We start from the raw sequence: 13,029 nt of genomic DNA, 5'->3' as shown, positions 1-13,029 counted from the left end.
CCTCCCGCCCTGCCCACGCCACCGAGACGGAGTTCTCGTGACCACCACCAGCCCCTCCCGGGCCCGGGTCCTCGCCGCCCTCGCCCTCACCACCGCCGCCGTCCTGGCTGCCGGCTGCACCGTCGAGGTCTCCGGGCCCGACGACGTCCCCGGCCCCGGTGCACGGGAGGACGGGCCGCTGCTGCGCGCGGACGACGTCGGCCCGGACCACCGGGTGGACCCCGACCCGGCCGCGGACGACGACCTCACCCGGGCCGGCTGCCTGTCCGCCGTCGACGCGCTCGGCGCCGGCGCCACCGAGCGGTGGTCGGTGACGTTCACGACCGACGACGCGCTCGGCGGCGTCGTCGTCGCGCACACCGTCCTCGGCTTCGACGACCCCGCCGCCGCGGCCGGCGCGCTGGACGGCTGGCGGGGGACGGCGACGTCCTGCCACGCTGTCGAGCACGTCGAGCAGGACGCCACCCTGCGCCTCGACGTCACCACGGACACCGAGCCGCACGGGCGGGCGGTCACCGAGGAGGTGAACCTGGTCGCCACCGGTGAGGTGGACTCGGGCCCGGTGGACGTCGGCGTCAGCCAGTGGGTCTCCGTGGCCCGCGTCGAGGACCACCTGTCGGTGGTGCGGGTGCTCGACCTCGTCGACGACGACGCCGCCGACGAGGGCCGGCGCCTGGCGCGGATCGGCGCCGACCGGCTCGACGCCTGGGCCCGCTGACGCCGCCGGCACGCAGGAGGGAGGGAGCGTGGCCCCGCAGCACACGGTCGTCGAACCGCTCACGCTGGACCGCGCCGAGGCGCTGCTCGAGGGGAGCGAGGTCTTCACCCGCCGGTACGGCCGGGACGTGGCGGAGGGGTACCTGCCCTTCCCCGAGGCGCTCCCGGAGACGGTCCGGGTGCTGCGCGGGGGCGCCGACCCGGAGTGGTGGAGCCACCTGGTCGTCGACGGGGCGACCGGCACGGTCGTCGGCCTGGGTGGCTTCACCGGTCCGCCGGTCGACGGCGCCGTCGAGATCGGCTACGGCATCGCCCCGGCCCACCGCGGACGGGGCCACGCCACCGAGGCCGCCCGGCAGTGGGTCGACGCCGCGACCGCCCGCGGCGTGACGCTGGTGCGGGCGCACACGCTGGCCGGGGAGAACGCCTCGACCGCGGTCCTGCGGCGGCTGGGGTTCCGGCGCACCGCCGAGCTGACCGACCCCGAGGCCGGCGCCGTCTGGCGGTGGGAGCTGGCGACCGGCGCGGCGGGGCCCTGACGCTGTCCGGGCCGGGGGCTCAGGCGGCGGCGCCCGGCATCGGCGGCAGCACACCGGCCCGGGTCAGCCAGCCGAGCCAGTCCCCGAGGTGCCAGGCCTCGGACACCGCGTCCCCCGACCAGTGCAGGACGTGGGCGCCCTCGGCGGTGGTGCGGTTGCCGGTCGGCTCCACCCCCGGCAGCAGCGGCGTGGTCCCGGAGAACACGGCCTCGGCCGTCCAGCGGTGCACCGAGGTGTTCCCGTCGACGGCGTGCTCGTGCAGCTGGACGTGGATCTCGGAGAACCCGGCGCGGAACCCGGTGATGAAGTCCCGCACCTCGGTGCGGCCCATGTCGGGGAACGGGGGCCCGTGGTAGACGAGGGTGTCGGCGAAGACCTCGTCCACGGCCGACACGTCGCCCTGCTCCCAGGCGGCGATGAAGCGCGTCATCGCCTCGCGTGCCCGTTCCCTCGAGATCGTCGGACCCGTGGTCTGCGTCATGGCAGGACTCCTCCCGCGATGTGCTCGGTGGGGCGTCGTCCATGGTGCTCGCCCGCTCGGGGCGGACCAGGGTCGTCGGGCCCTCGGCCGGCCGCGGACGCGCGGACGCCCCGGCCCGCGGGTGCGGGCCGGGGCGTCCGGAGGGGGGAGGACTACCGCAGGTCGAAGCGGTCGAGCTCCATGACCTTGGTCCAGGCGGCGACGAAGTCGCGCACGAACTTCTCCTGCGCGTCGTCGGCCGAGTAGACCTCGACGATGCCGCGGAGGATGGAGTTCGAGCCGAACACCAGGTCGGCCGCGGTGGCGGTGCGCACCACGGTGCCGTCGGCGTCCGTGCCCTCGTAGACGCCCTCGGCCTCGGCCGACGTCCGCCACGAGACGCCCAGGTCGAGCAGGTTGCGGAAGAAGTCCTGCGAGAGCACGCCCGGGCGGTCGGTGAAGACGCCGTGCTGGACGCCGCCGGTGTTGGCGCCGAGCACCCGGAGGCCGCCGACGAGGAGCGTCATCTCCTTGGCCGTCAGGCCGAGCATGTAGGCCTTGTCGACCAGCAGGGTCTCCGGGGAGATCTTGCTGCCCGGGGCGATCCAGTTGCGGAAGCCGTCGGCCCGCGTCTCGAGCCAGCGGAAGTTGTCGACGTCGGTCTGCTCCTGCGAGGCGTCGGTGCGGCCGGGGGAGAACGGCACGGTCACCTGCACGCCGGCGTCGGCGGCGGCCTTCTCGACCGCGGCGCTGCCGCCGAGGACGATCAGGTCGGCCAGCGAGACCCGCTTGCCGGTCTGCTGCTCGAACTCGCCCTTGACGCGCTCGAGCACCGGTAGCACGTCGCGGACGCCCTCGTTGGCCGCCCAGCCGATCTGCGGCTCGAGGCGGATCCGCGCGCCGTTGGCGCCGCCGCGGTTGTCGGTGCTGCGGAAGGACGCGGCGGCCGACCAGGCCGTGTGCACCAGCTGCGACACGGTGAGCCCGGAGGACAGCAGGCGCTGCTTGAGGTCGGCGATCTCCGCCTCACCCACGAGCTCGTGGTCGACCGGCGGGACGGGGTCCTGCCAGATGAGGTCCTCGGCCGGGACGTCGGGGCCGAGGTAGCGGCTCTTCGGGCCCATGTCGCGGTGCAGCAGCTTGAACCAGGCACGGGCGTAGGAGTCGGCGAAGTACTCCGGGTCGTCCCGGAAGCGCTCGGCGTAGGCCCGCAGCTCCGGGTCGACCCGCAGCGCCATGTCGGCGGTGGACATCATCGGCGGGTTCTTCTTGCCCGGGATGTGCGCGTCCGGGACCAGCTCCTGCGCCTCGGGGTTCTTCGGCTGCCACTGCTTGGCACCGGCCGGGCTGGTGACGAGCTCCCAGTCCCAGCCGAACAGGGTCTCCCAGTAGGAGTTGTCCCACTGGGTCGGCGTCGGGGTCCAGGCGCCCTCGAGGCCGCTGGTGATGGTGTCGGCGCCCTTACCGGTGCCCTGCGGGTTGTGCCAGCCGAGCCCGTTGCCGTGCACGGGGCAGCCCTCGGGCTCCGGGCCGAGCAGGGACGGGTCGCCGTTGCCATGCGTCTTGCCGAAGGTGTGGCCGCCGGCGATCAGCGCGACGGTCTCCTCGTCGGTCATGCCCATCCGGCGGAAGGTCTGCTTGATGTCGTGCCCGGAGCCCATCGGGTCGGGCTGGCCCTTGGGGCCCTCGGGGTTGACGTAGATCAGGCCCATGGTGACGTTGGCCAGTGGACCCTCGTCCAGGTTGAGCGGCTCGTCACCCGCGTAGCGCTCATCGCCGAGCCAGGTGTCCTCGGGGCCCCAGAAGACCTCCTCGGGCTGCCAGGTGTCCTCGCGGCCGAAGGCGAAGCCGAACGTCGGCAGGCCCATGTCGTCGTGCGCGACGTTGCCGGCCAGCACGAGCAGGTCGGCCCAGGAGAGCTTGCGGCCGTACTTCTGCTTGATCGGCAGCAGCAGGCGGCGGGCCTTGTCGAGGCTGGCGTTGTCCGGCCAGCTGTTGAGCGGCGCGAAGCGCTGGGCGCCCTGCCCGCCGCCACCGCGGCCGTCGGCGATGCGGTAGGTGCCGGCCGCGTGCCAGGACATGCGGATGAAGAGCGGGCCGTAGTGGCCCCAGTCGGCCGGCCACCAGTCCTGCGAGGTGCGCATCAGCTCGCGCAGGTCGCGCTTGAGCTCCTCGACGTCGAGCTCGGCGAAGGCTGCCTTGTAGTCGAAGTCCTCGCCCAGCGGGTCGGAGTCCCTCGAGGGCTTGTTCAGCACCGACAGGTCGACCTGGTTGGGCCACCAGTCGCGGTTGGTGCGCGGCCGGTGGTCGGTGTGCGCCTCCGGCGACGGGATCGCCGGGTTCTCGCTCTCGCTGGTGCTCTCGGTCGTCACCTTGTTGCGCTCGTCCTTCACGGTGTCCCTCTCTGTGCTGCTGTGGGGCGGTCGGGTGGGACGGGGGGCCGGCCGGCCGCGCAGGCCGGGCAGCGTCCCCAGTAGAGGACCTCGGCCTCGTCGACGACGAAGCCACGGGGGTCGGCGGGGGTCAGGCAGGGCGCGCTGCCGGTGGCGCAGTCGACGTCGACGATCGTGCCGCAGGACCGGCAGACCAGGTGGTGGTGGTTGTCGCCGACCCGCGCCTCGTAGCGCGCGACCGAGCCCTCCGGCTGGATGCGCCGCACCAGCCCGTGGTCGGTCAGCACCCGCAGCACGTCGTAGACGGCCTGGTGGGACACCGCACCGACGCGGGCCCGGGCGGCGCCGATCAGCGTCTCGGTGTCGACGTGGGGGTGGGCGTGCACGGCGTCGAGCACCGCCAGCCGCGGGCGGGTGACCCGCAGACCCGCCGCGCGCAGCGCGCGCTCGAGGTCTGCGGTGTCCGGCACGGCCCCATCCTCGCGGCCTGTCTTGAACCAGTCAAGAACAGGGCGGCGCGTCGGCGACCCGGCCGCGAGAGGATCCCGCGCATGACGACGTTCGTGGTGCCCTACCACCTCGACGAGCGGCTGCCCGGCCTGGTCACCGGCTTCCCGGTCGACCGCGAGCTGACCGCGCAGCTGCCGCCCGGGACGCCCTGGCAGCGCATGGCGGTCCTCTACGGGCACGTGGCCGAGGAGGTGGCTGCCGCCCCCACCCGGCCGCTGGTCGTCTCCGGGGACTGCACCACGGGCCTGGGGGTGCTCACCGGGCTGCAGCGCGCCGGCCGCGACCCCGGGATCGTCTGGTTCGACGCGCACGCCGACTTCCACACCGAGGCCACCACGACCTCCGGCTACCTGGGCGGCATGCCGCTCGCGCTGGCCGCGGGCGTGGGGACGCCGACCCTCCCGGACGCCCTCGGGCTGCGCCCGGTACCGCCGTCGCGCGTGGTGCTCGTCGACGCCCGGGACACCGACCCGCCCGAGCACGCCCTGCTGGAGCGGGCCGGTGTCCGCCGTCGTCCGGTGGCCGGCCTCGGAGCCGCCGACCTCCCCGACGGGGAGCTGTACCTGCACGTCGACCTGGACGTGTGCGACCCCGCCGACGTCCCGGACCTGCTGTTCCCCGCCTCCGGCGGCCCGCCGCTCGACGACGTCCTCGCCGCGGTCGGCCGGGTCCTGGGGACCGGGCGGGTCGCCGCGGTCGGCCTCGCCGCGACCTGGCGGGACCGCGACCGGCCGGCGCCCGCCCACGAGCGGGTCCTCGCGGCGGTGCGGGAGCTGGCCGGCAGCTGAGGCCGTCCGCCTCAGCGGCCGTCGGGTCAGCGGCCGTCGAAGAGCAGGGAGCCCAGCCCGCGGCGCAGCCCGGGGACCTCCGCCACCCTCCGCACCGCCAGCAGCGTGCCCTCGACGTAGACGTCGGGGGAGTCCCCGGCGTCGTGCCGCACCACCAGCCGCTCCCCGGCGCCGCCGAAGACGACCTCGGTCGAGACGACGAAGCCCGGCAGGCGCACCGAGTGCACGCGGGTCCCCGAGATCTCCGCCCCCCGGGCCTCGACCGGCCCGTGCAGGTCCGCGAGCGGCACGGCCGACGCCGGACGGCGCACCTCGGCGAGCAGCTCGGCCACCTCCCGGGCGGTGCCGCTGGGGACGTCCGGCTTCCCGGCGCCCGCGTAGTCGATGACCTCCCAGTGCGACAGCGTGCCGGCGGCCACCGCCGCGGCGTGCGCGAGGACGGCGGCCACGACCGAGAAGTTGCCCGCCGCGACCACCCCGACGCCGGCGTCGCGGGCCATCCGGTCGAGCCCGGCGAGGTCGTCGCCGGTGAGCCCGCTGGTGCCGACGACGGCGTGCACCCCGGCCCGGACGGCGGCCTGCACGTGCCCGGCGACGGCGGCCGGGCTGGTGTAGTCGACGAGGACGTCGACCTGCTCGGCGGCGAGCGCGTCGTCGACGCTCCCGTACACCCGGCCGTCGCTGGGGGAGGCGGTGACCTCCGACAGCGGCCGGCCCGCCGCCGAGCGGGCCACCCCCGCGGTGAGCGTCAGGTCGTCGGCGGCGTCGATCGCGGCCAGGATCGGCGGCGCCGTCCAGCCGGTCGCGCCGGCGAAGCAGACCCGGATCACCGCTCGACCGGCTACTTGATGCCGGTGCTCGCGACCCCCTGGGCGATCTGGCGCTGCAGGACCAGGAAGACGGCGAGCAGGGGCAGGATGCCGAGGACGGCCGACGCCATGGTCTCGGCGTACTGGATCGCGGAACCGCCGACCAGGCTGCTGAGCCCGACCGGGATCGTCTGCGACTTGGTCTGGGTGAGGACGAGCAGCGGCCAGAGGAAGGCGTTCCAGGACGTGATGAACGTCAGGATCGCGACCGCGGAGATCGCCGGCCTGGACAGCGGCATGACGATCCGGGAGTAGATCCGCCACCAGCTGGCACCGTCGAGCCGGGCGGCCTCGATGAGGGCCACGGGGATGGCCTTGATGAAGGAGTGGAAGACGAAGAGGGCCACGGGGAGGGCGATCGAGGGCAGGACGACCGCCCAGTAGGTCCCCAGGAGGCGGAGAGCGCGGAACTCGAGGAACTGCGGCAGGACGAGCGCCTCCACGGGCACCATCAGGCCGGCCAGGATCAGCCCGAACAAGACGTACTTGCCGCGGAAGTTGAGGTTCGCGAGGGCGAAGGCGGCCATCGAGCAGACCACCACGGTGAAGACCACCGTGAGGGTGGAGATGATGAAGCTGTTGACGTACCACCAGCCCAGCGGGCTCGAGTTCCACGCGGAGCTGTAGGCGTCGAGGTTCCAGCTGCTGCCCCAGAAGTTGGTGGGGTTCGCCGCGATCTCCTCGTTGGGCCGCAGCGACGTGATCAGGGCCCACAGGAACGGGACCAGCCAGATCAGGGCGAAGAGCGTCACGCACGTGGCAGCGAGCCGGTTGAACAGCTTCCCGCCCTGGTCCTGCTCGCCGCCCCGGCGCCGGCGTCGGGGGGCGGAGGCGGTGGTGCCGTCGGCAGGGGCGGCCATCACGGTCGACATCGTCGGGATCCCCCTCAGGCGTTCGCGGAGTTGTTGCGCCGCCGGACCAGGAACCAGCCGACGCTGACGACGACCAGGACCACGAAGTAGACCATCGTCGCGGCGGCCGCGTAGCCGCCCCGGTAGTTGGAGAACCCGGTGTCGAAGATGTACTGGATGACCGGACGCGTCGAGTAGTTCGGGCCACCGGCCAGCAGGATGTAGATCTGGTCGAACACCTTCAGCGACGACAGGACCTGCAGGACCAGCACCAGGCCGATGGTCGAGCGCAGCAGGGGGACGGTGATCAGCCGGATCTGCTGCCACGGCGAGGCGCCGTCGAGCGTCGCGGCCTCGTAGACCTCCTCCGAGATCTCCTGGATGGCCGCGGTGTAGAGGATGAAGTTGAAGCCGAACGTCCACCACACGGTGAGCAGGGTCACGGCGAACCAGGCGCCCGAGGTGCTGCCGAAGAAGTCCGGGGCGGTCAGCCCGAACCAGCCGAAGACGTTGGTGATGAGCCCGGTCTCGGGCGTGTACATGAACGCGAAGATGAGGCACACCGCGGCCGAGGGCACGACGTACGGGGCGAAGAAGGCCAGCCGGTAGAACCCCTGGCCGCGGGAGAGCCGCGAGACGAGGACGGCGAACAGCAGCGGCAGCAGCACCAGGATCGGCGTGGTCAGCAGCGTGAACAGCGCCGAGTGCCACATCGAGGCCCAGAAGTCGGCGTTGGTCAGGACGTCGGCGTAGTTGGAGAAGCCGACCCAGTCGCCGATGCCCGCTCTCACCGTCGTGGTGTTGAACAGGCTGATCAGCAGGCCGATGACGACCGGGCCGATGAGGAAGGCGAGGTAGAGGACCAGGAACGGGGTGGCGAACAGCCAGCCCGCCCGGTTCTCCGGGCGCGGGGGCCTGCCCGCGGCCGCGGGGCGGTCCCTGACCTCGACCCCGCTCGTGGGCGCGGGGAGAGCGGTGGCGGTCATGTCGGTCTCCGTCCTACACGGGTGGCCGGGCGGTGGAGAACGTCTGCAGGCTGCTGGTCAGGCTCTCGACGCCGCCGGCGGGGTCGGTGGCGCCGGTCAGCACGCTGGCGACGACGGAGCCCATCGCGGTCTGGAAGTCCGAGCCCGCCCCGGTGTACCAACCCGGCGGGTCGTAGACCGCGTTGAAGGCCGCCTCCGTGTAGTTGCTCTGCGGCTGCAGCTCCTGGAACTCCTCGCTCTCCTGCACCGGCAGCCAGGCGGGGACGTGTCCGCCGTCCGCCCAGGTCAGGCTCTGGTCCAGCAGTCCCCGGACGAAGCGCACGGCGTCCTCGGTCCGCGCGTCCGAGCGTCCGGGGCTGCTCGGCAGGACGAGGGCGTGCGAGTCGGCGTAGGCGACCGGCTCGGGGCCGAGGAGGGCGGGGAAGGGCACGACGTTGAAGTCGAGGCCCTCGACGTCCCGGTACGTCGGGATCTGCCAGACGCCGTCGAAGAGGAAGCCGACCTCGCCGTTGCTGAAGAGGGTCGACGACGTCGTCGACGTGGCGGTGCGCGGCATCAGCGCCAGGTCCCCGGTGAGGCTCTGCAGGAAGGCGAAGGACTCCTCCATCGCGGCGCGGTCGATCGTGACCCTGGTCCCGAGATCCTCGACGATCGGTCCGGCCAGACCGGAGTAGGTCATCAGGAACAGGCGCCAGCAGGTCGAGGGGTCGACCGTGATCGAGGCGACGGCCGCGTACTCGCTGCCGGTCGAGTCCTTCATCGTCTGCAGCGCCGCGACGAAGTCGTCGCTGTTCCGCATGGGCCGCAGGTTCTCGCCGGTCTCGTCGAGCAGGCCGGCCTGCTCCGCCAGGGCGGTGTTGTAGTAGAGGACGAACGGGTGGGTGTCGAGCGGCACCGCGTAGGTGGTGCCGTCGACCGTGGCCTTCTCCCAGGCGGCCGGCGTGAACTGGTTCTCGGTGATCCCCGCCGCGGCGAACTGGTCCGCGACGGGCGTGAGCAGCCCTGCCTGCGCCAGGAGGGGGATCCGGGACAGGTGCGCGACGGTCACGTCCGGCGGTCGGCCGCTCGACGTCGAGAGCGCCAGCTTGGTGTAGAAGGGGTTGCCCCAGGAGAGCAGCGCGGCCTCGACCGACCTGCCGGACTCCTCGCGGTAGGTGTCCAGCATGGTCGCCATGTTCTCGCCGTCGCCGCCGCCGAACAGGTGCCAGAAGATGACGTCGGCCGTCCTCGGCTGCGCTCCGGTGAGGCTGCTGGCGATCGGTGACGAGCACCCCGCCAGCGCGGCGGCGAGCGAGACACCGCCCCCGGCAGCGAGGAACTGACGACGCGAGAAACCGGTCATGGATTACGTCCAGTCGTAGCCCGAAATGCCGGACGGGAGGACTGTTGCACGGTCTCGTGACGACCGGCAAGCGCTGGGTCACACGGGGCTCGACGTCCCCGACCGGACGCCGGTGTCCGGCTGCTGCCGGCACCTGTCAGCATCGACGGACCGGTGCGACGTGACCACCGACGCGGTCGTCCGCGGCGTCCCGCGCCCGGACCCCCGACCCGCTCGTCGACCCCGACCCGAGGAGTGACCATGCCCGCACGCGCGTCCGCACAGGACGGCACCCACCCCCGCCCGCAGCTGCAGCGGGAGGAGTGGACGGACCTCTGCGGGACGTGGCAGCTGGCCTTCGACGACGACCGCACCGGGATCGGCGGGGGCTGGGCGGACCTGACCGACCTCGGCGACCGCGCCGTCTTCGACCGCGACGTCACGGTGCCCTTTCCGCCCGAGTCCGAGGCGTCGGGGGTCGCCGACCCCGGCCCGCACCCGGTGTTCTGGTACCGGCGGTCGCTGCGGCTGGCCGACGTCGCCGGTGCCGACGCGGTGCGCGAGCGCGGCCACCGCGTCGTCCTGCGGTTCGCCGCGGTGGACTACGCCGCGCGGGTGTGGCTGGACGGCACGCTGCTCGGGGAGCACGAGGGCGGCCAGACGCCGTTCTCCTTCGACGTCACCGCGCTGCTGGCGGCCGGCGGTGCCGACGCAGATGTCGACGCCGAGTACGTCCTGGTGGTGCGCGCGGAGGACGACCCGCGCGACGTCACCCAGCCGCGGGGCAAGCAGGACTGGCTCGACGAGCCGCACAGCATCTGGTACTCGCGGACCAGCGGCATCTGGCAGCCGGTGTGGTGCGAGGTCGTGCCGCCGGTCGCCGTCGAGCACCTGGCCTGGACCCCCGACGTCGCCGGCTCCGCGGTGCACCTGGGCATCACCCTGCGCGAGACGCCGGCCGAGCCGGTGACGGTGGCGGTGCGGCTGGAGCTCGACGGACAGCTGCTGGCCGAGCACCGGGTCCGGGTGGCCGAGCAGCGCACCCGCACCACCGTGGCCGTCCCCGCGCTGCAGAACGGGCAGGCCCGCCAGGACATGACCTGGTCACCCGAGACGCCCCGGCTGGTCGACGCCGTCGTGCGGGTGCTCGCCGGGGACGGCGACGGCGAGGTGCTCGACGAGGTCGGCAGCTACCTGGGGCTGCGCACCGCCGGCGTGGGGGGCCGCGCCTTCCTGCTCAACGGCCTGCCCTACTACGTGCGCTCGGTGCTGGGCCAGGGGTACTGGCCGACCTCGCACCTGGCCGCGCCGGACGCCGGGGCGCTGCGCCGCGAGGTGGAGCTGGTCAAGGAGCTCGGCTTCAACGCCGTGCGCGTGCACCAGAAGGTCGAGGACCCCCGCTTCCTGTACTGGTGCGACCGGCTCGGCGTCCTGGTGTGGGGCGAGACGGCCAACGCCTTCGCCTTCAGCCCCGAGGCGGTGCGCCGGCTGACCACCGAGTGGCTCGACGTCGTGCACCGCGACGTCAGCCACCCCTGCATCGTCACCTGGGTGCCGATGAACGAGAGCTGGGGCGTGCACGACGTCGCCACCGACCCCGCCCAGCAGGCCTACACCGTCGCGCTGGCCGCGCTGACCCGGGCGGTCGACCCCAGCCGGCCGGTGGTCAGCAACGACGGCTGGGAGCACACCGACAGCGACGTGTGGACGGTGCACGACTACGCCGACACCGGCGCGGTCCTCGCCGAGCGGTACGGGTCGGCGGAGCTGCTGACGGCGCTGGAGGAGTTCTGGCCGGCCGGTCGCCGCGTGCTGCTGCCCGGGGCCGTGGACCGCGAGCAGCCGCTGATGCTCACCGAGTTCGGCGGCGTGCGGTTCACCCCGGTGCCGCCGCACGAGGTGCCCGAGGAGCGCACGTGGGGGTACTCGACGGCCACCGACGCCGAGGACTTCGCCCGGCGGCTGGAGGACCTGCTCTCGGCCGTGCACGCCTCCCCGGTGCTGGCCGGGTTCTGCTACACCCAGCTCACCGACACGATGCAGGAGGCCAACGGCCTGCTCGACGAGTGGCGCGAGCCCAAGCTCCCCGTCGAGCGGCTGCGGGAGATCGTCACCGGCCGGCGTGAGCGCTGAGACCCGGGAGGGCCCGGAGGACACGGGAGGTGCCCACGTGAGCGCTGCCGCGGTGCCGCTGTGGCAGGACGAGCCGTACCGCCCGCGCGCGCCGCTGGCCGGTGAGGTGCGCGCGGACGTGTGCGTGGTCGGCGCCGGCGTCGGCGGGCTGGCGACCGCGCGGCGGCTGCTCGACGCCGGTCTGTCGGTGGTGGTGCTGGAACGGCACGAGGTCGCCTCCGGGGCCAGCGGCCGCAACGGCGGCTTCTTCATCGCCGGCGCGGCGCCGATGTACCACGTGACCCGCACCCTCTGGGGACGCGAGCGGGCGGCGGCGGTCCACCGGGCCACGCTGGAGGCCCAGCGGGAGATGCTCGAGGTGGCCGAGGCCGTCGGCGCCCGCGCGCACTTCCGGCTCGACGGGATGCTGCGGGTCGCCGTCGACGCGGCCGAGGCCGACGACGTCCGGGCGCACGGCGCGGCGCTGGCCGAGGACGGCTTCCCGGCGCAGCCGGTGGCCGGCGAGGACCTCCCCGGCCCGCTCGCCCGGCCGGAGCGGGCCGGGCTGTTCTTCCCGCACGACGGGTCGGTGCACCCGGTCCGCTGGCTGCGGGCGCTCGCCGCCGCCCTGGAGGCGCGCGGGGCGCGCGTCTTCGAGCGCTCGCCGGTGACCGCGCCGCCGGCCGTCGACGGCGACGGCGTCCGCGTGCCGACCGCCTCCGGCGTCGTGCGCTGCGACCGGGCCGTGGTGGCCGTGGACGGCGACCTGGCGGCGCTGGTGCCGGCCGCGGCGGCGGTCCGCCCGCGGCGGCTGAACATGCTCGCCACGGCACCGCTGGGGCGCACGGTCCTGCCGTGCCCGGTGTACGCCCGCGACGGGCACGAGTACGTGCACCAGACCGCCGACGGCCGGATCGCGCTCGGCGGCTTCTCCGACCTCGACGGGGACGCGAGCTGGACCGACCGGGCCGAGGTCTCCGGGCCGGTGCAGGAGCGGCTGGACCGGTGGCTGGCGGAGGAGCTGCAGGTGCGCGCGGAGGTGACGCACCGGTGGGCCGGCGTCGTGGGCTTCGCGCAGGACCCGGTGCCCCGCTGCGGGCCGGTGCCGGGCACCGACGGGCGGGTGCTGGCGCTGGGCGGCTACAACGGCACCGGTCACGTGCAGGCGTGGGTGGCCTCCCGCGTGGTGGCCGACCTCGTGGTCACGGGGGCGAGCGCGTCGGCCGGGCTGTACGAGGCCGTCGACGCCTGACAGCCGACGCGCCACGGCGCCTCAGACGAGCTGCTCGACGCCGTCCACGTCGTAGGTGACCCCGGTCAGCGCCGGGTTGACCATGACGTGGACGGCGAGCGCCGGGGGGGGGGGGGGGGGGGGGGGGTGGGCGGGGGGGGGGGGGGGGGGGGGGGCGGGGTGGGCCTGCGGGGGGGGGGGGGGGGGGGCGGGGGGGGCGGGGGGGGGGGGGGGGGGGGGGGGGGGGGGGGG

General features: G+C 74.2%; 12 protein-coding genes. 5 read left to right on the top strand and 7 right to left on the bottom strand.

Annotated features, from left to right (window positions below; all coding sequences use genetic code 11):
* Positions 1-37 precede the first annotated feature (37 nt).
* Both ACI780_RS24235 and ACI780_RS24230 read left to right on the top strand, forming a co-directional pair.
* Complete coding sequence (locus ACI780_RS24235; protein ID WP_456872281.1) at positions 38-718, top strand: hypothetical protein; 681 nt, start codon at positions 38-40, stop codon at positions 716-718.
* Positions 719-746: 28 nt separating this feature from the next.
* Positions 747-1,256 carry a GNAT family N-acetyltransferase gene (locus tag ACI780_RS24230; protein WP_457006049.1) on the top strand — a complete coding sequence of 170 codons (510 nt, stop codon included), beginning with the start codon at positions 747-749 and terminating at the stop codon, positions 1,254-1,256.
* A gap of 19 nt (positions 1,257-1,275) precedes the next feature.
* Here the strand turns inward: ACI780_RS24230 and ACI780_RS24225 are convergent, their stop codons facing one another.
* The 3 genes from ACI780_RS24225 to ACI780_RS24215 all read right to left on the bottom strand — a co-directional run bounded on the left by ACI780_RS24225 (position 1,276) and on the right by ACI780_RS24215 (position 4,579).
* Positions 1,276-1,737, bottom strand: a complete 462-nt coding sequence (locus tag ACI780_RS24225) for an ester cyclase (RefSeq protein WP_456872283.1) — start codon at positions 1,735-1,737, stop codon at positions 1,276-1,278.
* Positions 1,738-1,889: 152 nt separating this feature from the next.
* Positions 1,890-4,109, bottom strand: a complete 2,220-nt coding sequence (gene katG, locus ACI780_RS24220; RefSeq protein WP_457006048.1) for a catalase/peroxidase HPI — start codon at positions 4,107-4,109, stop codon at positions 1,890-1,892.
* A complete protein-coding gene (locus ACI780_RS24215; RefSeq protein ID WP_456872285.1) occupies positions 4,106-4,579 on the bottom strand; it encodes a Fur family transcriptional regulator in 474 nt (157 codons plus the stop codon). Before ACI780_RS24215 ends, katG begins: the two co-directional genes overlap by 4 nt.
* Before the next feature lie 81 nt (positions 4,580-4,660).
* Here ACI780_RS24215 and ACI780_RS24210 point away from each other — a divergent pair, with 81 nt between their 5' ends.
* Complete coding sequence (locus tag ACI780_RS24210) at positions 4,661-5,407, top strand: arginase family protein (protein ID WP_456872286.1); 747 nt, start codon at positions 4,661-4,663, stop codon at positions 5,405-5,407.
* Between the two features lie 26 nt (positions 5,408-5,433).
* On the opposite strand, the gene dapB is transcribed toward ACI780_RS24210, so the two are convergent.
* Genes dapB through ACI780_RS24190 form a run of 4 tightly spaced genes read right to left on the bottom strand, consistent with a single transcriptional unit; the run spans position 5,434 to position 9,455 of the window.
* Positions 5,434-6,237 carry a 4-hydroxy-tetrahydrodipicolinate reductase gene (dapB, locus tag ACI780_RS24205; protein WP_456872287.1) on the bottom strand — a complete coding sequence of 268 codons (804 nt, stop codon included), beginning with the start codon at positions 6,235-6,237 and terminating at the stop codon, positions 5,434-5,436.
* 11 nt (positions 6,238-6,248) lie between these two features.
* The gene (locus ACI780_RS24200; RefSeq protein WP_457006047.1) at positions 6,249-7,148 is read right to left on the bottom strand and encodes a carbohydrate ABC transporter permease; all 900 of its coding nucleotides are present in this window, start codon (positions 7,146-7,148) and stop codon (positions 6,249-6,251) included.
* Positions 7,149-7,162: 14 nt separating this feature from the next.
* Positions 7,163-8,113, bottom strand: coding sequence for a carbohydrate ABC transporter permease (locus tag ACI780_RS24195; RefSeq protein ID WP_457006046.1), 951 nt, complete (start codon positions 8,111-8,113; stop codon positions 7,163-7,165).
* A gap of 13 nt (positions 8,114-8,126) precedes the next feature.
* Complete coding sequence (locus ACI780_RS24190) at positions 8,127-9,455, bottom strand: substrate-binding domain-containing protein (RefSeq protein WP_456872290.1); 1,329 nt, start codon at positions 9,453-9,455, stop codon at positions 8,127-8,129.
* 240 nt (positions 9,456-9,695) lie between these two features.
* Between ACI780_RS24190 and ACI780_RS24185 the strand changes: the two genes are divergently transcribed.
* Together ACI780_RS24185 and ACI780_RS24180 are read left to right on the top strand one after the other, a co-directional pair.
* Positions 9,696-11,567, top strand: a complete 1,872-nt coding sequence (locus ACI780_RS24185; RefSeq protein WP_457006045.1) for a glycoside hydrolase family 2 protein — start codon at positions 9,696-9,698, stop codon at positions 11,565-11,567.
* A 37-nt stretch (positions 11,568-11,604) separates the two neighbouring features.
* A complete protein-coding gene (locus ACI780_RS24180; protein WP_457006044.1) occupies positions 11,605-12,798 on the top strand; it encodes an NAD(P)/FAD-dependent oxidoreductase in 1,194 nt (397 codons plus the stop codon).
* The last annotated feature ends 231 nt before the right edge of the window (positions 12,799-13,029 follow it).

Source organism: Geodermatophilus sp. SYSU D00814 (assembly GCF_054050055.1).
Note: the sequence above shows the minus strand (reverse complement) of the source record. Positions and strands in the feature narration are given on the sequence as shown.

What these genes read in the sequence shown, in the direction of transcription:
- ACI780_RS24225 (WP_456872283.1), bottom strand. Translation starts at nt 1,737, where the DNA reads ATGACGCAGACCACGGGTCCGACGATCTCGAGGGAACGGGCACGCGAG.
- ACI780_RS24210 (WP_456872286.1), top strand. Translation starts at nt 4,661, where the DNA reads ATGACGACGTTCGTGGTGCCCTACCACCTCGACGAGCGGCTGCCCGGC.
- ACI780_RS24200 (WP_457006047.1), bottom strand. Translation starts at nt 7,148, where the DNA reads ATGTCGACCGTGATGGCCGCCCCTGCCGACGGCACCACCGCCTCCGCC.
- ACI780_RS24195 (WP_457006046.1), bottom strand. Translation starts at nt 8,113, where the DNA reads ATGACCGCCACCGCTCTCCCCGCGCCCACGAGCGGGGTCGAGGTCAGG.
- ACI780_RS24190 (WP_456872290.1), bottom strand. Translation starts at nt 9,455, where the DNA reads ATGACCGGTTTCTCGCGTCGTCAGTTCCTCGCTGCCGGGGGCGGTGTC.
- ACI780_RS24185 (WP_457006045.1), top strand. Translation starts at nt 9,696, where the DNA reads ATGCCCGCACGCGCGTCCGCACAGGACGGCACCCACCCCCGCCCGCAG.